The following is a 24471-nucleotide window of genomic DNA, read 5'->3' as shown; positions in this document are numbered from 1 at the left end:
ACGACATGAGGACCGTCACCACCAGGAGTGCCCTGCTGGCACTCTCCCTCTCGCTGGTCGGCACCGCCGGCCTCGTCGCCTGCAGCTCCGGCAGCGGGTCCGACAACGGCCCGAAGTCGTACGCCGACGGCAAGACCTTCGCGTTCGCGATGAACTCCGATCCCGGCGCCCTCGACCCCCAGCAGTCGTTGACCGGCAACCTCACCCAGCTCACCCAGTTCGCCTACGACAGCCTGCTGTCCGTCGCGGCCGACACGGGCGAGATCCAGTCGCAGCTCGCGGACTCCTGGAAGGTCGACGGCAAGACCATCACGCTCGAGATCCGTGACGGGGTGACCTGCTCCGACGGCTCGCCCTTCGATGCGCAGACGGTCGTCGACAACCTCACCTACCTCAGCGACGAGGCGAACAAGAGCCCCTTCCTCGGGCTCTACTACCCCGCGGGTTCCACGGCGACCGCGTCCGGCTCGACCGTCACCATCGAGGTCGGCGTCACCGGACCGTTCGTCCTCAACGCCCTGGCCAAGGTCCCCATGGTGTGCGAGGCCGGGCTGAAGGATCGCAGCACCCTCACGGACGGGACGTCCGGTACCGGCCCCTACGTGCTGGAGAGCTCGGTCCCGGGCAGCAAGTACGTCTACAAGGTCCGCGAGGGCTACACGTGGGGCCCCGACGGCGCCTCGACCGCGACCAAGGGCATGCCGGCCCAGATCGACGCCACCGTGGTTCTCAACGAGACCACCGCCGCGAACGGTCTCCTCACCGGGACGCTCAACGCGGCGACGATCAAGGGGCCCGACGCCGAGCGTCTCGACAAGGCCGGCGTCGAGTCGGCCGACCTCCCGATCATCCTCGGCGAGCAGTGGTACAACCACGCCGAGGGCCACCTGACCAGCGACCCGGCCGTCCGGATGGCGCTCACCCAGGGCATCGACTACACCCAGCTCGCGGACGTCCTGACCGCCGGCAAGGGCATCCCCACCACCCAGCTCGCCCCGATGCCGCCCATCGCGTGCCAGGGCACGACCACCGGTGCGGTGCCGGCCTTCGACGCCAAGGCCGCCGAGGCCCTCCTCGACGAGGCGGGGTGGGTCAAGGGCTCCGACGGCATCCGGACGAAGGACGGCAAGAAGCTCGAGCTGAGCCTCCTGGTCGACAACTTCGCGGGCAACCCGGCCGCCGCCGCGTCCGAGCTCGCCGTCGAGAACTGGAAGGCGATCGGGATCAAGGTCAACGCCAAGCTGCTGAGCACCTCGCAGCTGTCCGAGCCGCTCTTCACGACGGGTGACTGGGACATCACGTGGGAGACCGTGGGCGTCAACTCGCCTGACCAGATGGTGCCGTTCCTGTCCGGCGACACCGCCAACAACTTCTCCCACATCGACAACGCCGACTACGAGGCCAAGGTCGAGGCGGCCAACGCCAAGGTGGGCTCCGAGAGCTGCCCCGACTGGCTCGCCGCCGAGGAGAGCCTGTTCGCGGCCGCCGACCTCGTCCCCTTCGCGGGGAGCTCGAACCCGACCTTCCTCAAGGGCGCGGAGCTCACCACCGGCGCGATCCTCGTCCCCAGCGCCATCCGCATGCTCGGCTGAGCTGCCCGAGCGCTTCCTCCACCTCTCACGGGAGATCCCGCATGACCACGACACCGACAGCCAGCTCACCGGACCTCGGCGATCCGGTTCGCCGACGGCCCCTGCTCGGGGGACGTTGGACCCGGTTCGCCCTCAGGCGAGGTGGGCGGCTGTTGGTGTCGCTCTGGGTCCTCGTGACGGCGTCCTTCCTGATGATCCACCTGGTGCCGGGGGACCCGGTCCGGGCCTCGCTCGGGATGACCGCCCCGGCCGACCTGGTGGAGGCCAAGCGCGAGGCGCTGGGCCTCAACGACCCGCTGCTCACCCAGTACGGCCACTTCCTGGGCAACCTCGTGCAGGGTGACCTCGGCAGCTCGATCGCGACGCAGCTCCCCGTCGCGGACACCATCGCGCAGCGACTCCCCGCAACGGCCACCTTGGGTGGGCTCGCCTTCCTGCTCGCGGTGGCGATCGCCATCCCGGTCGGCGTCGGGATCGCCGTGCTCACCCGCAAGGGGAGGCGACGCCGCACCGAGCTGGCGTTCGCGAGCACCAGCGTCGTGCTCGGCTCGATCCCCGACTTCCTGCTCGGCGTCGGGCTCGTCTACGTCTTCGCCGTCACCTTGCAGTGGTTGCCCGTCGCGGGCAACGAGACCGCGTCGTCGTACGTCCTCCCGGTCATCGCACTCGCCCTCGGCTCGGCGGCGGTGCTCTCCCGGATCATGCGCGTCGAGATGCTCAAGGTCCTCGAAGCCGACTACATCCGCACGGCCCGCGCCAAGCGCCTGCCGCCGCTGCGCGTCCTCCTCGTCCACGCGCTCCCGAACGCGGTGACCGCGACCCTGACCATCGGAGGACTGTTGCTCAGCTCCTTGATCGCCGGCACGGTGCTGGTGGAGAACGTCTTCTCCTGGCCCGGCCTGGGCAGCACGATCGTCCAGTCGATCACCACCAAGGACTACCCGCTGGTGCAGGGAATCGTGATCGTGTACGGCCTCGGGGTGCTGCTCATCAACACCCTCGTCGACGTGACGCTCGCGATCCTCGACCCACGTTCGACGATCGGCGCTGCGTGATGACCATGACGACATCGACCTCTTCCCGCCGCTGGCGCCGCGTGCTGAGCACCCCCGTGGGCATGGTCGGGTTCGGCCTGCTCGCACTGGTGGTGGTGCTGGCCGTGCTCGCGCCGCTCCTCTGGCACGACCGCGCGGTGGCCGTCGACACGGCCAACGCCATGGCGGGTCCGTCGAGTGACCACTGGATCGGCACGGACGCCCTCGGGCGCGACCTCTTCTTCCGCGTCCTGGTGGCGACGCGTCTCTCGCTGCTGCTCGCCGTCTGCTCCACGGCCATCGCGATCTCCGTCGGTCTGGTGCTCGGCGCGGCACCGCTCCTCCTCGGTCCGCGGATGGGCCGTCTGGTGGGGGCCCTGATCAACGTGCTGGTGGCGTTCCCCGGGCTCTTGCTGGTGCTCTTCTTCGCGGTGGTCTTCGGTGTCGGCGCGAAGGGAGCCGTGTTCGCGATCGCGATGGCCGGTGCTCCCGCCTTCGCCCGCCTGTGCCAGACCATGGTCGCCGGGGTCCTCGGGCTCGACTACGTCGCCGCGGCCCGCGTGGCCGGGGTCGGTCGCTTCCGGATCCTGTTCCGCCACGTGCTGCCCAACATCGCCGAGCCCCTCATCGTCAACGCCTCGATCGGTGCCGGCGGGATGCTGCTCGCCTTCGCCGGGCTGTCCTTCCTCGGGCTCGGCGTCCAGGCACCCGCCTACGACTGGGGGCGGTTGATGCAGGAGGGCCTGACGGGCATCTACATCCACCCCTTGGCGGCACTCGCCCCGGGCCTCGCGGTGATCATCGCGGGTCTGGCCTTCAACCTCACGGGCGAGGCCATCGCGCGGGGCTTCGGCATCCCTGAGGCGGGCAACCTGGCGCCCGCGCCGGCCCGTACGCCTGCCGCGCCGGACGACGAGTCCGGGGCCGACGCACCCTCCGGCCGCGCTCCTGAGCGCGGTGGCGTGCTCGACGTCCGTGACCTGCACGTGACGTTCCCCGGCCCGGCGGGCGCGATCCGCCCCGTCCGGGGGGTGTCCTTCAGCATCGGCCGGGGCCAGGCCGTCGCCATCGTGGGCGAGTCCGGATCCGGCAAGTCGCTCACCGCCCTGGCGGTGGCGCAGCTGGTCGAGGAGCCGGGCCGGGTCGAGGCCGACCAGCTCACGTTCGTCGGCACCGACCTCCTCGACGGTGAGGCCGACGCGAAGCTCCTCGGGCAGTCGTTGTCCGTGGTCTTCCAGGACCCCATGACCTCCTTCAACCCCGCGCACCGGATGGGGCCGCAGCTGGCCGAGGTCGCTCGCCAGCACCAGGGTCTGAGCCGCAAGGCGGCCCTGGCCCGGGCCGTCGACCGGCTCCGTGCCGTCAAGGTGGTCGACCCGGAGCGCCGGGCCAAGCAGTACCCGTTCGAGTTCTCCGGCGGGATGCGCCAGCGGGCGATGATCGGCATGGGCCTGATGGGCACCCCACAGCTGATCATCGCCGACGAGCCGACCACCGCCCTCGACGTCACCGTCCAGCAGCAGGTGCTCGACCTGCTGGGGGAGATCCGCCGCACCGACGACGTGGCGCTGCTCCTGATCAGCCACGACGTCGCCGTGGTCGCCGAGATCTGCGACCGGGTGCTGGTGATGTACGCCGGACGGATCGTCGAGGAGCTCCCCGCCGCCGACCTCTGGACCGGAGCGCAGCACCCCTACACGCGCGCCCTGGTGGCCGCCGTACCGGACATGGAGACCGACCTCGACGCCCCGCTGGCCAGCATCGCCGGGCGCCCGGTGGACCCGACGGACATCCCGATCGGCTGCGCGTACGCCGCGCGGTGCCCCCTGGCCGACGACCACTGCCGCTCCGTCGACCCCGATCTCGTCACCGACGCGGCGGGCAACCGGGTCGCCTGCTGGCGCGCCGGCCAGACGCTGTCGCTCGGCCCCACCGTCACGAACGAGAAGAAGGTGGTCACCTCGTGAGCACGCTCGACTTCGACAACGTCAGCGTCAAGTACGGCGCCTCCACGGTGCTGCGGGACGTCACCCTGACCGTGGCCGACGGCCAGGTCGTCGGTCTGGTCGGCGAGTCCGGCTCCGGCAAGTCCACGCTGGCGCGGGCCGCCGTCGGTCTCGCGCCGATCAGCGCCGGCCGCATCCTGCTCGACGGAGCCGAGGTGAAGCCGCGGGGCCGCCACCGGCCGCTGCAGATCGTCTTCCAGGACCCCTACTCCTCCCTCGACCCGCGGATGACGGTCGGCGAGAGCATCGCGGAGGCGATTCCCGACCGGCTCGGCCGGGCAGCGCGCCGGGCCGAGATCACCCGGCTCCTCGAGCTCGTCCACCTCGACCCGGCCCGGGCCACGAGCCTGCCGCGCCAGCTCTCCGGGGGACAGCGCCAGCGGGTCGCGCTCGCGCGTGCGCTGGCCGGACGCCCGGAGGTCGTGATCGCCGACGAGATCACCTCGGCGCTCGACGTCTCCGTGCAGGGTGCCGTTCTCAACCTGGTGCGCGAGATGCAGCGCGAGCTCGGCCTGTCGATGCTCTTCATCTCCCACAACCTCGCCGTCGTCCGGTACGTCGCGAGCCACGTCGCCGTCATGTACCAGGGCCGCATCGTCGAGCAGGGCCCGACCGCCGACGTCCTCGAGCGTCCCACCCACCCCTACACCCAGCGTCTGGTGGCGGCCGTGCCCGGCCGTCATCACCGCACTGCCTGAGGAGCCTCCCCATGACCCGCAGGATGGCCATCGACGACCTGGCCGAGCTGGCCGTCGCGTCCCAGCCGGCGCTCTCGCCGGACCACCGTCGCCTCGTCCACGTGGTGACGACCCAGGACCTCGCAGCGGACCAGCCGGTCACCCAGCTGTGGATCACGGACCTCGACGACGGGGCGCCCCGGCGGCTCACCCGCGGAGGCTCGGACACCGCCCCCGCCTGGTCGCCCGACGGCTCGACGATCGCCTACGTGCGCGACCAGCAGGTCTGGCTGCTCCCGATGGCCGGGGGAGAGCCGGTGCAGCTCACCACGCTCCCGCTCGGCGCCGGCGCACCGGTGTGGAGCCCCGACGGCTCGGCGATCGCCTTCAGCGCCCCCGTGGACCGCGTCGCCACCGCGCAGGAGACCGACGCCGACCGTGCCCGGCGCGCGGAGGCGCCGATCGTCAGCGAGCGACTCGACTACCAGATCGACGGCATGGGCTTCGTCGGCACCGTGCGTATGCAGATCCACCTGGCGGAGGTCGCCACGGGCGAGGTCCGCCAGGTCACCGAGGGCCGTCGCCACGCCCAGAACCCCGCGTGGTCGCCGGACGGCACGACGCTGGTCTACACGGCGAAGGCCGACGGCGACTCCGACCTCGTGGCGTCGAGTGCGGTCTTCTCCGTCGCGGTGACCGGCTCCCACGCCGCCCCGCGCGTCGTCGTGGCCGAGGGGAGCATGGCGACGGCCGGCTTCACCCCCGACGGCGGCTCCCTGCTCGTCATCGGCCACCGCCGGGAGCCGCGCGGCCACGCCGGCCTGTTCCGCGTCGACCTCGCCACCGGCGAGCTCACCGACCTCGCGGCCGGCCTCGACCGCAACGTCATGCCCGGCGCGCCGGCGTACCCCGGAACGGTGCCGCAGGTGGTGGGCGACGAGGTGCTGTTCTGCGTCCGCGACCGCGGTTGCACGCACCTGTACGCCGTCGGCCTGGGCGGTGGCGCTCCGCGGCTCGTGCACGGGGGAGCGGGGCACGTCGTCAGCCAGGTGTCCGTCGCGGGACAGCGGGTCGCCTTCGCGCTCGCCACGCCCACCTCGTTCGGCGAGATCGTCACGCTCGACCTGGCGACCGGCGCCGAGACCACGGTGACCCACCACGGCGAGAGCCTTGCGGAGGTCGAGCTCTACGAGCGCACCCCTCGCGAGTTCACCATCTCCGACGGCACCGTCGTCGAGGGCTGGTTGATGCGCGACGAGTCCACGGTCGGTCCGGGACCCCTGCTGCTCGACATCCACGGCGGCCCGCACAACGCGTGGAACGCCGCGGCCGACGAGGTGCACCTCTACCACCAGGAGCTGGTGGCCCGCGGCTGGACCGTGCTGATCCTCAACCCACGCGGCTCCGACGGCTACGGCGAGAAGCACTACGACGCCCTCTTCGGCGGATGGGGCGTCACCGACGCGAACGACTTCCTCGAGCCCGTCGACGTCCTCGTGGCCGAGGGGATCGCAGACCCGGAGCGGCTGGCCGTCACCGGCTACAGCTACGGCGGCTACATGACCTGCTACCTCACCAGCCGGGACACCCGCTTCGCCGCGGCCGTCCCGGGCGGTGCGATCGCCGACGTGATCAGCATGGGCGGAACCAGCGACCTCGGCCACTACCTGAGCGCCCTGGAGTTCGGCTCCATGCCCTGGCAGGACCCTGTCGGGCTGGCGGAGATGTCGCCGTACCCGCGGGTCGACCAGGTGACCACGCCCTCGCTCGTGCTGCACGGCGCGGCCGACGTACGGTGCCCCGTCGGTCAGGCGGAGCAGTGGCACGCCGCCCTGCGCGAGCGTGGCGTGCCGACCGGCCTCGTCCTCTACCCGGGCGCCTCCCACAACTTCCTGATCACCGGTCGGCCCTCCCACCGCCAGGACTACGGCCGCCGCGTCGTCGACTGGGTGGAGCGGTACGCCGGCAACGCGGCCGGTCCGCGTCCGGCCAGGATCGACGCCGCGCACTGGGCTCGCCGGCTGGAGAGGCTGGCCGCGAGGCACCAGGTCCCCGGCGCCCAGCTCGGCATCCTCCGCCTGGGGGTCGACGGTGCGCCCGACGAGACGGCGTACGCCGCCACCGGTGTGCTGCACGCCGCCTCGGGCGCTCCGGCGACGACCGATGCCCTGTGGCAGATCGGCTCGATCACCAAGGTGTGGACCGCCACGGTCATCATGCAGCTGATCGACGAGGACGCCTTCACGCTGCACACCCCGGTGACCGAGATCCTCCCGGAGCTGAGGCTCAAGGACGAGGAGGCCGCGGCCAAGGTCACCATCTGGCACCTGCTGACCCACACGAGCGGCATCGAGGGCGATGTCTTCGTCGACACCGGGCGTGGCGACGACTGCCTGGAGAAGTACGCCGCGGTGCTGGCGGACGTCGAGCAGATCCACCCGGTCGGGGCGACCTGGTCCTACAGCAACTCGGCGTTCTCCCTCCTGGGCCGGGTCATCGAGGTGACCACCGGCGTGACCTGGGACCAGGCGATGCGGGAGCGGCTCTTCGCCCCGCTGGGGCTGACCCGCACGGTCACGCTGCCGGAGGAGGCGATGGTGTTCCCCCATGCCATGGGGCACCTCGTCGGCCTGCCGGATCCCGAGCCGGCCGGGGTCGCGATGCTGCCGCGGTCGGTCGGTCCGGCCGGGCTCATCACCTCGACTGTCGCCGACGTCCTGGCATTCGCCCGTCTGCACCTGATGGGCGGGGTGGCCGCCGACGGCACCCGGGTGGTGTCGGAGGACAGCGTGGCGGCGATGAACGCCGACCAGGTCCCCGGTGTGGAACAGCTGCTGATGGGCGAGACGCGGGGTCTGGCGTGGTTCCGCTTCGACTGGAACGGTCACCCCACCTACGGCCACGACGGGAACACCATCGGGCAGGCCGCCTTCCTGCGGATCCTTCCTGAGGCCGGGATCGCCGTCACGCTCCTCACGAACGGGGGGAGCACCCGCGACCTCTACACCGACCTCTACGAGGAGATCTTCAGCGAGCTGGCCGACGTCCACCTCCCCGCCCGCTTCGCTCCGCCCGTCGAGCCGCCGGTCGTCGACCACTCGCCTTACCTGGGCCGCTATGAACGCGGGGAGCTCCTGGTGGAGTTCCTCCTCGAGGAGGGCGAGCCGGTCCTGCGAACCACGCTCAAGGGGCCGCTTGCCGACGTCCTTCCTGCGGTGGAGACCTACACGGTCGTGCCGGTCGCCGATGGCGTGTACGCCATCCAGGCATCGGGGGTGACGGACTGGGTCCGTGTCAGCTTCTACGACTTGCCGACCGGTGAGCAGGGCATCCACATCGGCCTGCGTGCCACCCCGAGGAAGGCCTGACATGACCGTATCCACCCCCGGCGTGGCACTGGACCTGGTGCTCGCCGACCTGCGCGAGCTGATCGAGTGCGAGTCTCCGTCGAGCGATCTCGAGGCCGTGGGCCGATCGGCCGACGTGGTGGCGCGGATCGGTGCGTCCCGGATGGGCGCCGAGCCCGAGCGGATCGTGATCGACGGTTGCACCCACCTGGTGTGGCGCCACGGGCCGACCAAGGTCCTCCTGGTCGGCCACCACGACACGGTGTGGCCGCTCGGCACCCTGGCTCGCCAGCCGTTCTCCGTCGTGGACGGGGTGCTGCGCGGCCCGGGCTGCTTCGACATGTCGGCAGGGCTCGTGATGGCGATGCACACGGTGGCCGCCCTCGGGGAGGCCGGCCGGGCCGGCGTGACCGTCCTGGTCACGGGTGACGAGGAGATCGGATCGCCGACCTCGCGCGGCCTGATCGAGGAGGAGGCACGAGGCGCGGTCGCTGCGCTCGTGCTCGAGGCGTCCGCCGACGGCGGTGCGCTCAAGACCGCCCGCAAGGGCACGTCGATGTACGAGATCCACCTGACGGGCCGCGCGGCCCACGCGGGACTGGAGCCGGAGAAGGGCATCAACGCCGGCGTCGAGCTCGCTCACCAGGTACTCGCGCTCGGGGCCTTGAGCGACCCGGAGGCCGGTACGACGGTGACCCCGACGGCGTCGAACGCCGGTACGACGCTCAACACGGTCCCGGCGGCGGCCTCGGTCTCGGTCGACGTACGTGCGTGGACCGTCGCGGAGCAGGAGCGCGTCGACGCCGCGATCCGTGCCCTGACGACCACGCTGCCCGGAGCCTCGATCAGCGTGCGTGGCGGGATCAACCGCCCGCCCTTGGAGGAGTCGTCCTCCCGCGAGCTCTTCGCGCGTGCCTCGCGCCTGGCCGAGGCTCTCGGCCAGCCGCCCGTCAGCGCGACCGCGGTCGGCGGCGCCTCGGACGGCAACTTCACCGCAGGCGTCGGGACGCCCACCCTCGACGGCCTGGGTGCCGTCGGCGGCGGAGCGCACGCCGACAGCGAACACGTCGTGGTCGACCGCCTGGTCGATCGCACCATCCTGCTGCAGGCGCTGGTCGCCGAGCTTCTCGAGGAGAGCGCATGACCAGAGCACCCGTCAACCCCGACGTCACCGAGGCGGAGGCCTCCGCTGCCGCGGCAGAGCGCGCGTCGGGCGTGACCATCCGCAACCTGACCGAGATCGAGGAGATCAACGAGGTCACCGACCTGCTGGCCCTCATCTGGGGCCGTCCGGACAACCCGCCGATCAGCTCGGAGCTCCTGCGGGCGCTCGGCAAGGCCGACAACTACATCGGCGGGGCCTACGACGGTGACGAGCTGGTCGGCGCGTGCGTCGGCTTCCACGCGTCGCCCAACACGCGCATCCTGCACAGCCACATCGCGGGTGTCTCCCCGTCGGCTGCCGGTCGTCACGTCGGCTATGCCCTCAAGCTCCACCAGCGGGCCTGGGCTCTGTCCCGCGACATCGGCATCATCGAGTGGACCTACGACCCCTTGGTGGCCCGCAACGCCCACTTCAACCTCGTCAAGCTCGGCGCACTGCCGGCCGAGTACCTCACCAACTTCTACGGCGAGATGCACGACGTCATCAACGGCGGAGACGACACCGACCGGCTGCTGGTGACCTGGGACCTCACCTCGCCCGAGGTGGTCGCGGCGTGCCGGGGCGTGCGGAGGGAGCCGGTCGCACCGGCGGGCGCGATCCGCGTCGCCGTACCTGCGGACATCGAGTCGCTGCGCCTGGCCTCCCCGGCGGAGAGCCGGGCCTGGAGGCTCGAGGTGCGTGCGGAGCTCGCGGCGCACCTTGCCGGCGGCGGCCGCATCGTCGGTTTCGACCGTGCTGCGGGCTACGTGCTCGTGCCCGCCGCCGAAGCCGCGCAGCCGTGACGCTCGTCCGCGACGCTGCCCGCGAACGGATCCTGGTCGAGCGGATCCCCGGGTGATCGTGCGGCCTATGCTCGCGACCATGGGACAGAGGCCACGCGCGAGTCTGGGCCGCGTGCTCGACGATCTCGGCGACACCCTCCTCGAGCTCGTTCACGGAGATCCCGAGCACGAGGGGGACATCGGCGGCGTCATCATCCACGATCCCGACGACGAGCCGATCTACCCGATCGGCGCACTCGTGCTCGCCGTCGGAGCATCGAGCGACAGCCTGGCGACGCTCGTGCGGGACCTCGGGCGTCATCACGCCGTCGGGGTCGTCGTCCGTGCTCCGGTGGCCGTGACCCCGGAGATCAGCGCTGCCGTCGAGGAGAGCGGCGTCGCCCTGCTGGGGCTGCGCCGCGGAGCCACCTGGACCCAGCTCAACGCCCTGCTCCGTTCGGTCCTCGCCGAGGGCGACGTCGGGGTGTCGGAGAAGGAGTCGCTGGGTGGGATCCCGTCGGGTGACCTGTTCGCCGTCGCCAACGCCGTCGCCGCTCTGATCGACGCCCCGGTCACGATCGAGGACCGGAGCTCGCGGGTGCTCGCCTTCTCCGGCCGCCAGGACGAGGCGGATGCCTCGCGGGTGGAGACGGTGATCGGGAGGCAGGTGCCCGAGCGCTACACCCGTCGCCTCACCGAGCGGGGTGTCTTCCGCGAGCTCTACCGCCAGGACCTACCGGTCGTCGTCAACCCCGAGGGCATGGGCTCCGGGCACGCCATGCAACGGGTGGCGATCGCCGTCCGAGCCGGCGACGAGGTCCTCGGCTCGATCTGGGCCGCCATGGACGGCGAGCTGACGGCCGAGCGCTCCGCCGCGTTCCAGGACTCGGCCAAGCTGGTCGCGCTGCACCTGCTGAGGGTGCGGGCCGGCGCCGATGCGCAACGCCGGCTGCAGGCCGACCTGGTGGCGACGACCCTCGAAGGTGCCTCCGGCTCCCGGGACGCGCTGGCCCGGCTCGGGTTGGCGGGCAAGACGCTGACGGTCCTGGCGGCCGCGCTTCGCGTCGACGAGGGTGATCGCCGCGAGCAGGCGCTCGCCGCCGACTGGCAGCGGCTGACCGATGCCTTCTCGGTCCACCTCTCCGCGGCGGTCTCCAGCGCGGCCGTGGCCAGGGTCGGCAGCGCCGTGTACGCACTGGTGCCCCTCGGTGGAGACGCCGAGGAGCGGGCCGTGCGCCTGGCCAACGACTTCTGCGACCGGGTGGGAGTCGGCCTCCCCATGGTGGTCGCGGTCGGCCCTCCGGCCGACAACATCACCTCACTGATCCTGTCCCGGGCCTCCGCGGACCGGGTGCTGCACGTGCTGCGCGACGGACGGACCGGGCGGCGCGTCGCACGCCTCAGCGACGTCCAGACCCAGTCGCTGCTCCTCGAGCTCCGCGACCTGGCCGTCGCCCGGGGAGATCGCCCCGCGGGACCGATCGCGTGCCTGCTCGAGTACGACGAGAGCCACGACTCGGGCCTCATCGAGACGCTCAAGGCCTGGCTCGACGCCTTCGGCGACGTCACGGCTGCCGCGTCCGTGCTCTTCATCCACCCCAACACGCTGCGCTACCGGCTGCGGCGGCTGGCGGACGTGAGCGGCATGGACCTCGACGATCCCGAGGACCGGTTCGAGGCGATGGTGCAGCTGCGCATCCTCGCCTCCCGCTGAGCAGCGCCCGGCGACGAGGCGGTCGGTCGGCGATGGCCTGAGGGTGGGGCCATCGCCGACCGGGGCGCCGAGGTCTCTAGAGCGCGACCCACTCGACGGTGGTGGTGACCTCGTCGAGGAGCTCGGGAAGGGGAGTGACGCCGAGGCCCGGGCCGGTGGGCACGGGCATGTGGCCGTCGACGATCCGCAGGGGCTCGGTGATGTCGGTCGCGTAGAAGCGATCCGAGGCCGAGACGTCTCCGGGCAGCGTGAAGCCCGGCAGTGCCGCGAGAGCGGCGTTGGCGGCCCGTCCCAGACCCGTCTCGAGCATGCCGCCACACCACGCGGCCACACCGTGGGCGGCAGCGACGTCATGGATGCGGACAGCCTCGAGGTAGCCGCCGACGCGGCCGGGCTTGATGTTGATGATCGAGCAGGCGCCGAGCTTGATCGCCGCCGCGGCGCTCTGTGCCGACACGATGGACTCGTCGAGGCAGATCGGGGTCGAGATCACCGTGGCGAGCTCGGCGTGGCCGATGACGTCCTCCTCCTCCAGCGGCTGCTCGATGAGGAGGAGTCCGAAGTCGTCGAGCCTGGCCAGGTGGCGGGCGTCGCGCAGCGAGTACGCCGTGTTGGCGTCGACCTGGAGCAACAGGTCATCACCGAACCGCTCGCGCACCGCCTTGACCGGCTCGATGTCCCAGCCCGGCTCGATCTTGAGCTTGATCCGGAGGTAGCCCGCGTCGAGATATCCGCCGACAGCGTCCAGCAGGGCGGGGATCTCGTCGTAGATGCCGACGGAGACCCCGGAGGGGACGCGGTCGTGGACGGCGCCGAGCTCGCGGCCGAAGGACCGGTCCGCAGCGCGGAGCTCGGCGTCGAGCACCGCCATCTCGAGGGCCGCCTTGGCCATCCGGTGGCCCTTGAAGGGGTGCAGGACCTGGCCGACGGCCGTGGCGCCGTGCTGCGCCAGTGCCTCCGGCGCGGCCGCCAGGGCCGGCAGGAAGAACCGCCGCAGCACGTCGGCGGTCGCGTCGACGTACTCGGAGGAGTAGAGCGGGTCGGCCATGGCGACGCACTCACCCCAGCCCTCGGCCTCGTCGGTGACGGCGCGCAGGAGCAGGACGTCGCGGCTCGTCTGAACGCTGAACGAGGTCCGGAACGGCGACAGCAAGGGCATGTTGATGCGTCGGAGCTCGACGCCTTGAAGCTTCACGAGTGATCTCCTTCGTGGGGGAGTGCGACCATCGTTGCTGGGCGGAGGTGGCCGGCGAACTGGGTACGCCGACGAACTCGCGGCGGCCGCCTTGTCCTATCGACCAACGGGCGTCCCGATCACCGATGTTGTCCGGTCGGACATCGCCGGGCCGGCCCTTCGTCGTTTTCCACGACGCGTGCGCGGCGAGCGGCGGATTCAATGGCGACATGGCATCGAACCCCACGCAAGAGCACACGACGCGGCGGAGCAGGCTGCGCGACCTGCACCCTGGCATCGGACCGTACGAGACCGGCCCCCTGAACGCCATCACGGACGTCGAAGGGGTGCGCGTCGGTCACGAGACGGTCATCGAGGGTCGCGGGGGCAAGGAGCGCGGCGAGGGACCGGTCCGGACCGGCGTGACGATCATCGAGCCGCGGGCGGGTCGGGTGCGCGAGCAGCCGTGCTTCGCCGGGGCGTTCTCGTTCAACGGCAATGGTGAGATGACCGGCCTCGAGTGGGTCCGGGAGTCCGGTCTCCTGACCACGCCCATCGGTCTGACGAACACGTTCAGCGTCGGCGTGGTGCGCGACGCCCTGGCCGGGTACGACGCGCGGGAGTCGTCGGCGAGCACCTTCTGGGCGCTCCCGGTCGTGGGCGAGACCTACGACGGCGTCCTGAACGACATCTGTGGGCAGCACGTGACCGAGGCGCACGTCCGGCGGGCGTACGAGTCGGCGAGCAGCGGCCCCGTCGCCGAGGGGAACGTCGGCGGCGGCACCGGGATGATCTGCCACGGGTTCAAGGGTGGGATCGGTACGTCGTCCAGGAGACTGCCGGCCGCGAACGGTGGCTGGACCGTCGGCGTCCTGGTGCAGGCGAACCACGGCGTCCGGGATCTCCTCCGGGTCGACGGCGTGCCCGTCGGACGGCTCGTTCCCGACGCGGAGGTCCCGATCGCCAGCGTCGCCCGGCTCGAGGACCGGATGCCCGAGGGGTCGGGCTCGATCATCGTCGTCGTGGCGACCGATGCGCCGCTGCTCCCGTCGCAGTGCCGCCGTCTGGCGACCCAGGCGACCATCGGACTGGGCCGATCGGGTGGCGGGGTCTCCGACTCGAGCGGCGACATCATGTTCGCCTTCTCGACCGGGAACACCTCCATCCCCGCCGAGTACCACAACGTCGACATCCCGCAGACGCACACGGTCTCGACCGTTCCGCACCAGCACCTCTCGACGCTCTTCGAAGCCTGCGCGGACGCCACCGAGGAGGCGATCATCAACGCGATGCTGGCGGCGGACGACATGGAGGGACGGGACGGGATCATGGCCTATGGACTGGCAGCCGACCGCCTGGGCTCGGTCCTGGAGCGGCACGCGACCTGGTCGGGCAGCGCCCGATGAGGGAGCTCCGGGACACCACCGCCCGGGCGCTGCGCCGCTGCGTCATCGAGCGCCAGTCGAAGGGGCGGGTCCCGGGGGTCGCCGCGGGCGTCGTGCACCGGGGCCGGCTGGCCTGGTACGACGGCGTCGGCGTCGCCGACCTCGACCGGCCCGACCACGCGCCGGGACCGGACGACCAGTTCCTGATCGCCTCCAACACCAAGACCTTCACCGCCGTGATGGTCATGCAGCTGCGCGACGAGGGCCGGCTCTCGCTCGACGACCCGCTGGAGAGGTTCCTGCCCGGGACCGCGCATCGCGGCATCACGATCCGGCAGGTGCTCGCGCACTCCTCCGGCATGCAGCGCGAGCCGGTCGGCGACGTGTGGGAGTCGTTGGTGATGCCCGACCGGGAGGCCCTGGTCAAGGGCTTCGACGCGGCCGAGCGAGTGTTCGCGCCGCACCACCGGTGGCACTACTCGAACCTGATGTTCGCGCTGCTCGGCGAGGTGGTGGCCCGGCTCGACGACACCGACTGGTACGCCGCGCTCCGCCGCCGGCTGCTCGACCCGCTGGAGATGCGGCGCACGACGCTGGGCTTCGAGGGCGCGCACGCCCAGCCCTACTTCGTGCCGCCGCACACCGACGTACCCGTGCGTGAGAGCGCGCCCGACCTCGCCGCGATGGCGCCCGCCGGCGGCCTGGCGAGCACGCCGCGGGACATGGCCACCTGGTCCGGCTTCATCGCCGACCCCGACCCCGAGATCCTCGCCCCGGACACGCTCGACGAGATGTGCCAGCCGCAGATCGTGATGGATGTCGACCGCTGGGGCGGCGCGATGGGCCTCGGCTTCTTCCTGATGCGCAGCGGCACCCGGGTGTACGTCGGCCACACCGGCGCCATGCCCGGCCACCTCACCGGCATCTTCACGCACCGCGAGTCCGGCACCGGCGGGATCGTGATGATGAACGCCTCGGTGTGTCCCGACCCGGCCGCGTTCGCGATCGAGCTGGCCGACCACGTGCTCGACCACGACCCGGAGGAGCCGGAGATCTGGCGGCCCGGGACCGTCGTACCCGAGGACCTCGGGGAGCTCGTCGGGCCGTGGTACTCCGAGGGCTATCCGTTCGTCTTCTCCGTCCGGGAGGGACGACTCGAGGCGCGGGCCGTCGGGCTTCCCGACCACAAGCCGTCGTCGGTCTTCGAGAAGGTCGCCGACGACGTCTACCGGACCGTCGCCGGTCGTGAGCGCGGCGAGCTGCTGCGGGTCACGCGCAACGACGCCGGTCAGGTGACCAAGCTCAACTGGGCGACCTACCGGGTCACCCGGGAGGCTGTCCCCTTCGGTACGCCCTCGGACTGAGAGCCCGCGGGCTTCAGCCAGACAGGAGAGAGCACGTGTCAGTTCGACTTCCCGAGGACCTTCTTCGCGGCGAGCGGTGGGCCGCACGCCTTGCGGAGCTGGCCGAGAAGCACGCCGTACCGGGACTGCAGGTCGGTCTCCTCACCCTCGACGGACCTGACCGGCACACGGTCCGCGTGCTCAGCCACGGGATGACCAGCCTCAGGACCGGAGTCGGCGTCGACGACGACACGCTCTTCCAGCTCGGGTCCATCACCAAGGTCTGGACGGCGACGCTCGTCATGCAGCTCGTCGACGAAGGCCGGCTCACCCTCGACACCAGGGTCGTCGACGTCCTCCCGGACTTCAGGCTGGCGGACCAGACCGCCGCGGACACCATCACCGTGCGCCACCTGCTCACCCACACCAGTGGGATCGACGGGGACATCCTCACCGACACCGGTGACGGCGACGATGCCCTCGCGAGGTACGTCGAGGTGCTGGTCCCGGCCGTGTGCACCACCCCACCCGGTGGCCACTTCGACTACTGCAACGCAGGGTTCGCCGTCGCCGGCCGGATCGTCGAGGTGCTGCGCGAGACCGACTTCACCACCGCGATCCAGCGCCACCTGTTCGAGCCGCTCGGCCTCGAGCACACCGTGATGAACGCCAAGGACGCGATCCTCCACCGGGCCGCGGTCGGTCACCTCGCCGATCTCAGCGATCCCGGCGTCCGGGCGGTCACCCCGACCCCGCAGTGGTCACTGCCGCGAAGCTCCGGACCCATGGGCGGCGCGGTCGGTCGCATGGAGGACCTCCTGGCGCTGGCAGCCGGTCACCTGCTCGACGGCGTCGGGCTCAACGGCACCCGGTTCCTGTCCGCCGAGTCCGCCCGCCTGATGCGCGCCCTGCAGGTCGACCTCGGCGGCCTGTCCTCCACCGATGCCGGGTGGGGGCTGGGCTGGGCCGTCGGGCCGTGGGGCCCGTACGACGCGGTCAACCACGGCGGAGCCACCATCGGGCAGATCGCCCAGCTCCACGTACTGCCCTCCCTCGGCCTCGCCGTCGGCGTCCTCACCAACTCCCGCGGCGGCACCGCACTCGCCAAGGAGGTCCTGGCGGAGATCGGGAGGGAGCTCGGTCTGGAGTACCCGATGCCGCGGCGCGAGCCCGGCGACCACGCACCCGCCCTCGCGCTGGCTGCCGCCGGCACCTACGAGTCGGCGACGACCAGGCTCGCCCTCGAGCGCGACGGCGAGCAGGTTCTCCGGCTCCGCGTGGAGCAGAAGGAGAACCTGACGGGAGAACCGGACGCGGCTCCGACGACGGTCGAGGCGCTCGCGGACGACCGCTTCCTGCAGACGGCCGACCAGATCGAGTTCGCCCACACCACCTATCGCGGCGAGGAGTACCTCTTCGCGCTTCGCCTGTTCAAGAAGGTGACGTCATGACGACCTCGGCGTCGTCGAGATTCGCCCTCTGATCCGGAGCCGACGCATCCCTTGCGCACCATCGACTATGCCCAGGCCCTTCGGGAGGCCGCGTCGGCTGCCGGCCTGACCGCGGGGTCGGGCCGCGTGGCCGACTACATCCCGGCCCTCGCCGAGGTCGACCCGGATGCGTTCGGCATGGCCGTCGCCACGGTCGCGGGGGAGCTCTACACCGTCGGCGATGCGACGACCCCGTTCTCGATCCAGAGCATCTCCAAGGTGTTCGCTTTGGCAGCGGTGATGTCGCTCGATGGCGACGCGATCTGGAAGCGGGTCGGGCGCGAGCCGTCCGGCACTCCGTTCAACTCACTCGTCCAGCTCGAAGCCGAACGCGGATATCCGCGAAACCCCATGATCAACGCCGGCGCCCTGGTCGTCACCGACCGGCTGCTCGAGCTGACCGGGGACGCCTTCGGCGCGATCCGGGGACTCCTACGACAAGAGGCGGTCCGCCCCGACCTGGACAGCGACCCGAGGATGATCAGGTCCGAAGCGGAGAACAGTCATCGCAACGCCGCGATGGCGCACCTCATCGCCAGCCACGACAACCTCGTCAACGACGTCGCCGCAGTGCTGGAGCACTACACCGCTCAGTGCGCCATCGAGGCCACCTGCGCCGACATCGCCGTCTCCGCGGGGTTCCTGGCGCGCGGCGGCGTCCTCAACTCGGGGGAGTCGCTCCTCACCGCGAGCCAGACCAAGCGCCTCAACTCGGTGCTCCTGACCTGCGGCAACTACGACGCCGCGGGAGAGTTCGCCTACCGCGTCGGTCTGCCGGGCAAGAGCGGCGTCGGGGGCGGGATACTCGCCGTGATCCCGGGCACGGCCACCGTCTGCGCCTGGAGCCCGCGACTCGACCGTGCAGGCAACTCCGTCGCGGCGGTGGCGGCTCTTGACGCGTTCACGAGCGTCACGGGTGCTTCGATCTTCTGAGCCCCGGTCGGCCCCGTGGCTCACCTGCACGGCGCTCTCCGTCGAAATGACCGGTGGCCCCGGGGGAGGACCCAGGGCCACCGTCGATCGAGGACCGAGCTCGATCAGTGCACGACTCAGATGTCGTAGTACAGCTCGAACTCGTGCGGGTGCGGCCGCAGCTGCACCGGCGCGATCTCGTTCTCCCGCTTGTACGACGTCCACGTGTCGATCAGGTCGGGCGTGAACACGCCGCCGACCGTGAGGAACTCGTGGTCCGCCTCGAGCGCGTCGAGCACGGCGCCGAGCGAGGTCGGCACCTGGGCGATCTCGGCCATCTCGTCCGGCGGGAGCTCGTAGATGTCCTTGTCGACCGGGGCGGGCGGCTCGATCTTGTTCTGGATGCCGTCGAGGCCGGCGAGCATCAGGGCCGAGAAGGCGAGGTACGGGTTCGCCGACGGGTCGGGGAAGCGGGCCTCGACGCGCTTGGCCTTGGGGTTGCTGCCGGTGATCGGGATCCGGATGGACGCCGAGCGGTTGCGCGAGGAGTAGACCAGCGAGATCGGGGCCTCGTAGCCGGGGACCAGGCGGTGGAAGGAGTTCACCGTCGGGTTCGTGAAGGCGAGGAGGGCCGGGGCGTGGGCCAGGATGCCGCCGATGTACCAGCGGGCCATGTCCGAGAGGCCGCCGTAGCCGGTCTCGTCGTAGAAGAGCGGCGAGCCGTCCTTCCACAGCGAGGAGTGCACGTGCATGCCCGAGCCGTTGTCGCCGAAGATCGGCTTCGGCATGAAGGTGACGGACTTGCCCTGCTCCCAGGCGGTGTTCTTGATGAGGTACTTGAACTTCATCACGTCGTCCGCGGCCTTGAGCAGCGTGTCGAAGCGGTAGTTGATCTCGGCCTGGCCGGCGGTGCCGACCTCGTGGTGGGCGCGCTCGACGAGCAGGCCGCAGGCCTCGAGGTTCTTGACCATGTCGGCGCGCAGGTCGCTGTAGTGGTCGTAGGGCTCGACGGGGAAGTAGCCGCCCTTGAGACGGGTCTTGTAGCCCTTGTTCTCGCCGTCGTCCTTGCCCGAGTTCCACCAGCCCTCGACGGAGTCGATGTGGTAGTAGCCCTCGTTGACGCCGGTGGAGTACCGGACGTTGTCGAAGATGTAGAACTCCGCCTCGGGGGCGAAGTACGCGGTGTCCGCGATGCCGGTGCTGGCGAGGTAGGCCAGCGCCTTCTTGGCGATGTTGCGCGGGTCGCGCGAGTACGCCTCGCCCGTGATCGGGTCGTGGATGAAGAAGTTGACGTTGAGCGTCTTGGCCTTGCGGAACGGGTCGATGTACGCCGTCGTCGGGTCCGGGTAGAGCTGCATGTCCGACTCGTTGATGGCCTGGAAGCCGCGGATCGAGGAGCCGTCGAAGCCCAGACCGTCGTCGAAGACCGACTGGTCGAAGGACGAGACCGGCACCGTGAAGTGCTGCATGACGCCGGGCAGGTCGCAGAACCGGACGTCGACCATCTCGACGCCCTCGTCCTTGATGAACTTGAGCAGCTCGTCGCTGTTGTTGAACATTCGTTCGTTCCTCCGTCGCGTGGCTTGCGGACTCCCTGCAACCTATCGAACAGGCAGTTTCCCGACCGTCACCGGTTTGTTTCGGCCGTGTTACAGATCCGGTGCGGTCAGCGGATGTAGAGCATCTCCTGGTACGTCGGCAGCGCCCACAGGTCGTCGGCAACGACGCCCTCGAGGGCGTCCGCGGCGGCGCGGACGTCGCCCATCGCGGTGAGCACCACGTCGCGCAGGTACGCCGCCTCGGCGATGCCGCTGTGCTCGTGGGCGCCCGCGATGGCGCTCTCCAGCGCCGTGATGGCGCCGGTGAGCCGGCCCAGGGGAGCGGTGACGCCCTGGAGGGTGCTGAGGTCGGCCTCGACGCCGGCGGCCTTGAGCGCCGCGACGTTCTGGGCGAGCTCGGTCTGGTAGCGCAGCGCGGTCGGGAGCACGATGGTGCGGGCGATCTCGGCGGTCAGGTTGGCCTCGACGCCGACGGTCATGACGTACTGCTCGACGCCGACCTCGTAGCGCGACTCGAGCTCGGCCTCGCTGAACACGCCGTAGGTCGAGAAGAGCGCCTTGGACTCGGGCGTGAGCCACTCGGGGAGGGCGTCGACGGTGGTCCGGAGGTTCTTCAGGCCCCGCTGCTCGGCCTCGGCGTGCCACTCCTCGGAGTAGCCGTTGCCGTTGAAGATCACCGCGCCGTGCTGCTCGATGATCGTCTTGAGCAGGGCGGCCACGGCGTCGTTGAAGTCGGCGCCCTGGGCGACGGCGGCCTCGATCTCGTTCGCGGCGAAGTCGAGCGCCTCGGCCATGATCGTGTTGATGATGACCATCGGGGCCGCGACCGTCTGGTTGGAGCCGGCGGCGCGGAACTCGAAGCGGTTGCCGGTGAACGCGAACGGCGAGGTGCGGTTGCGGTCGCCGGCGTCCTTGGCCAGGTCGGGGAGGGTGTCGACGCCGACGGACAGGATGCCCTTCTGCTTCGAGCTGGTCGCCTCGCCGCCCTTGGCGATCTGGTCGAAGACGTCGGCGAGCTGGTCGCCGAGGAAGATCGAGATGATCGCCGGCGGGGCCTCGTTGGCGCCCAGGCGGTGGTCGTTGCCGGCCGAGGCGACGGTGAGCCGCAGCAGGCCGCCGTGCAGGTGGACGGCGCGGATGATCGCGGCGCAGAAGACGAGGAACTGCGCGTTGTCGTGCGGGTTGTCGCCCGGGTTGAGGAAGTTGCCCTGGTTGCCGTTGCCGAACGAGAAGTTCACGTGCTTGCCCGAGCCGTTGACGCCGGCGAAGGGCTTCTCGTGGAAGAGGCACTCCAGTCCGTGCTGCTTGGCGATCGAGCGGAACGTGCTCATCAGCAGCTGCTGGTGGTCCGAGGCGAGGTTGGCGCGCTCGAAGACCGGCGCGATCTCGAACTGGCCGGGGGCGACCTCGTTGTGCCGGGTCTTGGCGGGGATGCCGAGCTTGAACAGCGCCCGCTCGGTGTCGTGCATGAACGCCAGCACGCGCTCGGGGATCGCACCGAAGTAGTGGTCGTCGAACTCCTGGCCCTTGGGGGGCTTCGCGCCGAACAGGGTCCGCCCGGCGTTGAGCAGGTCGGGACGCGCGTTGACGAAGCTCGTGTCGATCAGGAAGTACTCCTGCTCGGGACCGCAGTACGACACGACGTTGTCGACGTCCTGGTGACCGAAGAGCGCCAGCACCCGCTGCGCCTGCGCGGCCATCGCCGCCTGCGAGCGCAGCAGCGGGGTCTTGTGGTCGAGCGCCTCACCGGTCATCGAGACGAAGATCGTGGGGATGCACAGGGTGTTTCCGTTGGCGTTCTCGAGGATGTACGCCGGCGACTGGACGTCCCAGCCGGTGTAGCCGCGCGCCTCGAAGGTCGCCCGGATGCCGCCGTTGGGGAACGAGGAGGCGTCGGGCTCGCCCTGGATCAGGGTCTTGCCGGAGAACTCCCAGATGGCGGTGCCGTCGCCGACGGGCTCGAGGAACGAGTCGTGCTTCTCGGCGGTGAGCCCGGTCAGCGGGTAGAAGACGTGCGCGTAGTGCGTGACGCCGCGCTCCATCGCCCAGTCCTTCATCGCGGCGGCGACGAGGTCGGCCACGGCGGCGTCGAGCTTCTCGCCGTTCTGGATGGTCGCGGCGACCGACTTGAAGATCGCCTTGGGCAGGCGCTTCTGCATGACGGCGAGCGAGAACACGTTCGCGCCGAAGATCTCCCCGGTCTTCTCGGCCACGTCGAAGAAGGGGGCCGGGCCCTCGAAGGACTGGGCGTCCTTGATGGCGGCCAGGCGTACGGCGTTCGCGGTCATGCTGTGCTCCTCGGATCGGTCTTCGGAGCGGGACGCTACGGACGAGAACACCTCGGGCCGTTGCCCTTGTGTTTCGGGCATGTAACAAGGTTGCCGCCGGGTGTGGTGCCGGTCACTCCGGACCCTCGCCTACGCTTGCGGCCGTGCCGTCCCCGACCGCGAAGCGCCCTGCCCTGTCGTCCTTCGAGACCGCGTCCTGGGGACGCCGGATCGCCGCGCTGCTGGTCGACTGGCTGCTGTGCACCCTGGCCGTGATCCTGGTCTTCGGGCTCGACGAGTACACCGAGGCCGGCTCGGTCGCCTCGATCCTCGTGCTGCCGGTCTACATCGTCGAGTCGACGCTGCTGACCTGGCTGGCCGGCGGCTCGATCGGCAAGCTGCTCACCGGCCTGTGCGTCGTCCCGGCGGACGGGCACCTGCACCGGCTCAACCCGATCAAGGTGCTGATCCGGCAGATCATGATCGGGCTGGTCATCCCGCCCCTGGTGTTCCGCAACGACGGCCGGGGCCTGCACGACCTCGCCGCCGGTACGTCGACCGTCACCTTCGCGACGCTGCGCACCCTGGTCAAGTAGTCCTGGGCGGGCGCCGCGTCGCGCCTCGGGCGCCGTGCCGGCTCAGCGACCGCGCAGGTTGCCGCGCATGCCCTTCATCGAGGTCGGGACCGGACCGCGGGGGAGCGGCACCTTGGGACGCTGGGCGTCGAGCGCGCGCAGCCGCTGGCGGATCTCGGTGATCTCGGCCGGCTTGACCTGGCGGCCGAGCTTCTGGACGTGGCGCACCAGCTTGGTCAGGGGGACCTGACCCTCCTCGGAGCCGACCATGATCTCGTGCACGGGGTAGTCGCCGGCGACCCGCTCGTGCTTCTTGTGCTCGCTGGTCAGCAGCGCCTTGAGCCGGCCGGGGTTGCCCTCGCCGACCAGGATGATGCCCGGAGGGCCGACCACCCGGTGGACCATGTCCTGCTGCTTGGTGAAGCCGACGACCTCCTCGATCACCCAGCCGCGGCGCAGCATGGTGAGCGCGCGGGCCGCGGCGCCGACCTGGCCGTCGAGGCGCTTGAACGCCGCCTTCTGGGCGCGGCGGCCGAAGACGATCATCAGGGCCAGGAGGCCGATCAGGAAGGTGCCGATGACGGTCAGCACCATCTTGAAGGCACCGCCGCCGGGCAGCACGAAGTGGAAGAGGGCGAAGCCCAGTCCGCCGAAGAGGAGGAAGGAGCCGAGCATCCACCAGCGGATCGCCGGGTCGACCTCGCGCGACATCCGGTAGGTCTCGAGGATCTGCCGGCGGCGGCTCATGGTGGACGGGTCGACAGGAGTGTTCGACATGGGGTGCTGCAATCTCCTCGGCCGTGGTTCGGGACGTCAGACCGTCGCGGCGTCGCGCGCGGCCATCGCCTGACGATACAGACGTCCGGCGCGGTACGACGAACGGACGAGCGGTCCGGACAGGACTCCCGCGAAACCGATCTCCTCGGCCTCGGCAGCGAGCTCGACGAACTCCTCGGGCTTGACCCAGCGCTCCACGGGGTGGTGACGCGGGCTGGGCCGCAGGTACTGCGTGATCGTGACCAGCTCACAACCCGCCTCGTGCAGGTCGCGCAGCGCCTGGGAGACCTCCTCGCGGGTCTCACCCATGCCGAGGATGAGGTTGGACTTGGTGACGAGCCCGAAGGCCCGGGCCTGGGTCAGTACGTCCAGCGAGCGCTCGTAGCGGAACGCGGGCCGGATGCGCTTGAAGATCCGCGGCACGGTCTCCACGTTGTGCGCCAGCACCTCGGGGCGGGACTCGAAGACCTCGGTCAGCAGCTCGGGGCGGCCGTTGAAGTCGGGGATGAGGTTCTCGACTCCGGTGTCGGGGTTGAGGTCGTGGATGGCGCGGACGGTCTCGGCGTAGAGCCAGGCGCCGCCGTCGGGGAGGTCGTCGCGGGCGACGCCGGTGATGGTGGCGTACTTGAGGCCCATGGTCTGGACGGATTCGGCGACGCGGCGGGGTTCGTCGCGGTCGAGGGCCTGGGGCTT

At 70.8% G+C, this 24471-nt stretch carries 18 protein-coding genes; 13 read left to right on the top strand and 5 right to left on the bottom strand.

What is annotated here, in order from left to right; translation table 11 throughout:
* Positions 1-5 precede the first annotated feature (5 nt).
* The 8 genes from CCO04_RS27930 (at position 6) to CCO04_RS27895 (ending at position 12296) form a co-directional block, all read left to right on the top strand.
* Positions 6-1592, top strand: a complete 1587-nt coding sequence (locus tag CCO04_RS27930) for an ABC transporter substrate-binding protein (protein ID WP_215817467.1) — start codon at positions 6-8, stop codon at positions 1590-1592.
* Between the two features lie 101 nt (positions 1593-1693).
* Positions 1694-2647, top strand: a complete 954-nt coding sequence (locus CCO04_RS27925) for an ABC transporter permease (protein WP_256448690.1) — start codon at positions 1694-1696, stop codon at positions 2645-2647.
* A gap of 5 nt (positions 2648-2652) precedes the next feature.
* Positions 2653-4593, top strand: coding sequence for a dipeptide/oligopeptide/nickel ABC transporter permease/ATP-binding protein (locus CCO04_RS27920; protein ID WP_215817465.1), 1941 nt, complete (start codon positions 2653-2655; stop codon positions 4591-4593).
* Positions 4590-5330, top strand: a complete 741-nt coding sequence (locus CCO04_RS27915) for an ABC transporter ATP-binding protein (protein ID WP_215817464.1) — start codon at positions 4590-4592, stop codon at positions 5328-5330. Before CCO04_RS27920 ends, CCO04_RS27915 begins: the two co-directional genes overlap by 4 nt.
* Before the next feature lie 11 nt (positions 5331-5341).
* Positions 5342-8677 (top strand): serine hydrolase, encoded by a 3336-nt coding sequence (locus CCO04_RS27910; RefSeq protein WP_215817463.1) that lies wholly within the window; start codon positions 5342-5344, stop codon positions 8675-8677.
* 1 nt (position 8678) lies between these two features.
* A complete protein-coding gene (locus CCO04_RS27905) occupies positions 8679-9800 on the top strand; it encodes a M20 family metallopeptidase (RefSeq protein WP_215817462.1) in 1122 nt (373 codons plus the stop codon).
* Positions 9797-10603 (top strand): GNAT family N-acetyltransferase, encoded by an 807-nt coding sequence (locus CCO04_RS27900; RefSeq protein WP_215817461.1) that lies wholly within the window; start codon positions 9797-9799, stop codon positions 10601-10603. The genes CCO04_RS27905 and CCO04_RS27900 overlap by 4 nt, the downstream gene beginning before the upstream one ends.
* Positions 10604-10715: 112 nt before the next feature.
* Entirely contained in the window at positions 10716-12296 is a 1581-nt protein-coding gene (locus CCO04_RS27895; RefSeq protein WP_308281593.1) for a helix-turn-helix domain-containing protein, read from the top strand.
* Positions 12297-12372: 76 nt separating this feature from the next.
* Here CCO04_RS27895 and menC read toward each other — a convergent pair whose 3' ends face one another.
* Positions 12373-13491 carry an o-succinylbenzoate synthase gene (gene menC, locus CCO04_RS27890; protein WP_215817460.1) on the bottom strand — a complete coding sequence of 373 codons (1119 nt, stop codon included), beginning with the start codon at positions 13489-13491 and terminating at the stop codon, positions 12373-12375.
* A gap of 209 nt (positions 13492-13700) precedes the next feature.
* Here menC and CCO04_RS27885 point away from each other — a divergent pair, with 209 nt between their 5' ends.
* From CCO04_RS27885 to CCO04_RS27870, 4 genes are read left to right on the top strand one after another with little or no spacing between them, the layout of a single operon-like run.
* The gene (locus CCO04_RS27885; protein ID WP_215817459.1) at positions 13701-14876 is read left to right on the top strand and encodes a P1 family peptidase; all 1176 of its coding nucleotides are present in this window, start codon (positions 13701-13703) and stop codon (positions 14874-14876) included.
* On the top strand, positions 14873-16219 hold the full coding sequence (locus tag CCO04_RS27880) for a serine hydrolase (RefSeq protein ID WP_215817458.1): 1347 nt from the start codon (positions 14873-14875) through the stop codon (positions 16217-16219). Before CCO04_RS27885 ends, CCO04_RS27880 begins: the two co-directional genes overlap by 4 nt.
* A gap of 35 nt (positions 16220-16254) precedes the next feature.
* On the top strand, positions 16255-17649 hold the full coding sequence (locus CCO04_RS27875) for a serine hydrolase (RefSeq protein ID WP_215817457.1): 1395 nt from the start codon (positions 16255-16257) through the stop codon (positions 17647-17649).
* 51 nt (positions 17650-17700) lie between these two features.
* A complete protein-coding gene (locus CCO04_RS27870; RefSeq protein ID WP_215817456.1) occupies positions 17701-18621 on the top strand; it encodes a glutaminase in 921 nt (306 codons plus the stop codon).
* A 116-nt stretch (positions 18622-18737) separates the two neighbouring features.
* On the opposite strand, the gene glnA is transcribed toward CCO04_RS27870, so the two are convergent.
* Complete coding sequence (gene glnA / locus CCO04_RS27865; protein WP_215817455.1) at positions 18738-20159, bottom strand: type I glutamate--ammonia ligase; 1422 nt, start codon at positions 20157-20159, stop codon at positions 18738-18740.
* Between the two features lie 107 nt (positions 20160-20266).
* Complete coding sequence (locus CCO04_RS27860) at positions 20267-22447, bottom strand: glutamine synthetase III (RefSeq protein ID WP_215817454.1); 2181 nt, start codon at positions 22445-22447, stop codon at positions 20267-20269.
* A 143-nt stretch (positions 22448-22590) separates the two neighbouring features.
* Between CCO04_RS27860 and CCO04_RS27855 the strand changes: the two genes are divergently transcribed.
* A complete protein-coding gene (locus CCO04_RS27855) occupies positions 22591-23022 on the top strand; it encodes an RDD family protein (protein WP_257751253.1) in 432 nt (143 codons plus the stop codon).
* 42 nt (positions 23023-23064) lie between these two features.
* Here the strand turns inward: CCO04_RS27855 and CCO04_RS27850 are convergent, their stop codons facing one another.
* Complete coding sequence (locus CCO04_RS27850; protein WP_215817452.1) at positions 23065-23778, bottom strand: DUF4191 domain-containing protein; 714 nt, start codon at positions 23776-23778, stop codon at positions 23065-23067.
* 36 nt (positions 23779-23814) lie between these two features.
* A partial coding sequence (locus CCO04_RS27845; protein ID WP_215817451.1) for a lipoyl synthase occupies positions 23815-24471 on the bottom strand: 657 nt, incomplete at its 5' end.

It is taken from the genome of Pimelobacter sp. 30-1 (assembly GCF_018831735.1).
Taxonomy (GTDB): domain Bacteria; phylum Actinomycetota; class Actinomycetes; order Propionibacteriales; family Nocardioidaceae; genus Nocardioides.
Note: the sequence above shows the minus strand (reverse complement) of the source record. Positions and strands in the feature narration are given on the sequence as shown.

Excerpts from the sequence above, each read along its gene's own strand:
- CCO04_RS27930 (WP_215817467.1), top strand. The coding sequence starts at position 6 with ATGAGGACCGTCACCACCAGGAGTGCCCTGCTGGCACTCTCCCTCTCG.
- CCO04_RS27920 (WP_215817465.1), top strand. The coding sequence starts at position 2,653 with ATGACGACATCGACCTCTTCCCGCCGCTGGCGCCGCGTGCTGAGCACC.
- CCO04_RS27910 (WP_215817463.1), top strand. The coding sequence starts at position 5,342 with ATGACCCGCAGGATGGCCATCGACGACCTGGCCGAGCTGGCCGTCGCG.
- CCO04_RS27905 (WP_215817462.1), top strand. The coding sequence starts at position 8,679 with ATGACCGTATCCACCCCCGGCGTGGCACTGGACCTGGTGCTCGCCGAC.
- CCO04_RS27900 (WP_215817461.1), top strand. The coding sequence starts at position 9,797 with ATGACCAGAGCACCCGTCAACCCCGACGTCACCGAGGCGGAGGCCTCC.
- CCO04_RS27885 (WP_215817459.1), top strand. The coding sequence starts at position 13,701 with ATGGCATCGAACCCCACGCAAGAGCACACGACGCGGCGGAGCAGGCTG.
- CCO04_RS27880 (WP_215817458.1), top strand. The coding sequence starts at position 14,873 with ATGAGGGAGCTCCGGGACACCACCGCCCGGGCGCTGCGCCGCTGCGTC.
- glnA (WP_215817455.1), bottom strand. The coding sequence starts at position 20,159 with ATGTTCAACAACAGCGACGAGCTGCTCAAGTTCATCAAGGACGAGGGC.
- CCO04_RS27860 (WP_215817454.1), bottom strand. The coding sequence starts at position 22,447 with ATGACCGCGAACGCCGTACGCCTGGCCGCCATCAAGGACGCCCAGTCC.
- CCO04_RS27850 (WP_215817452.1), bottom strand. The coding sequence starts at position 23,778 with ATGTCGAACACTCCTGTCGACCCGTCCACCATGAGCCGCCGCCGGCAG.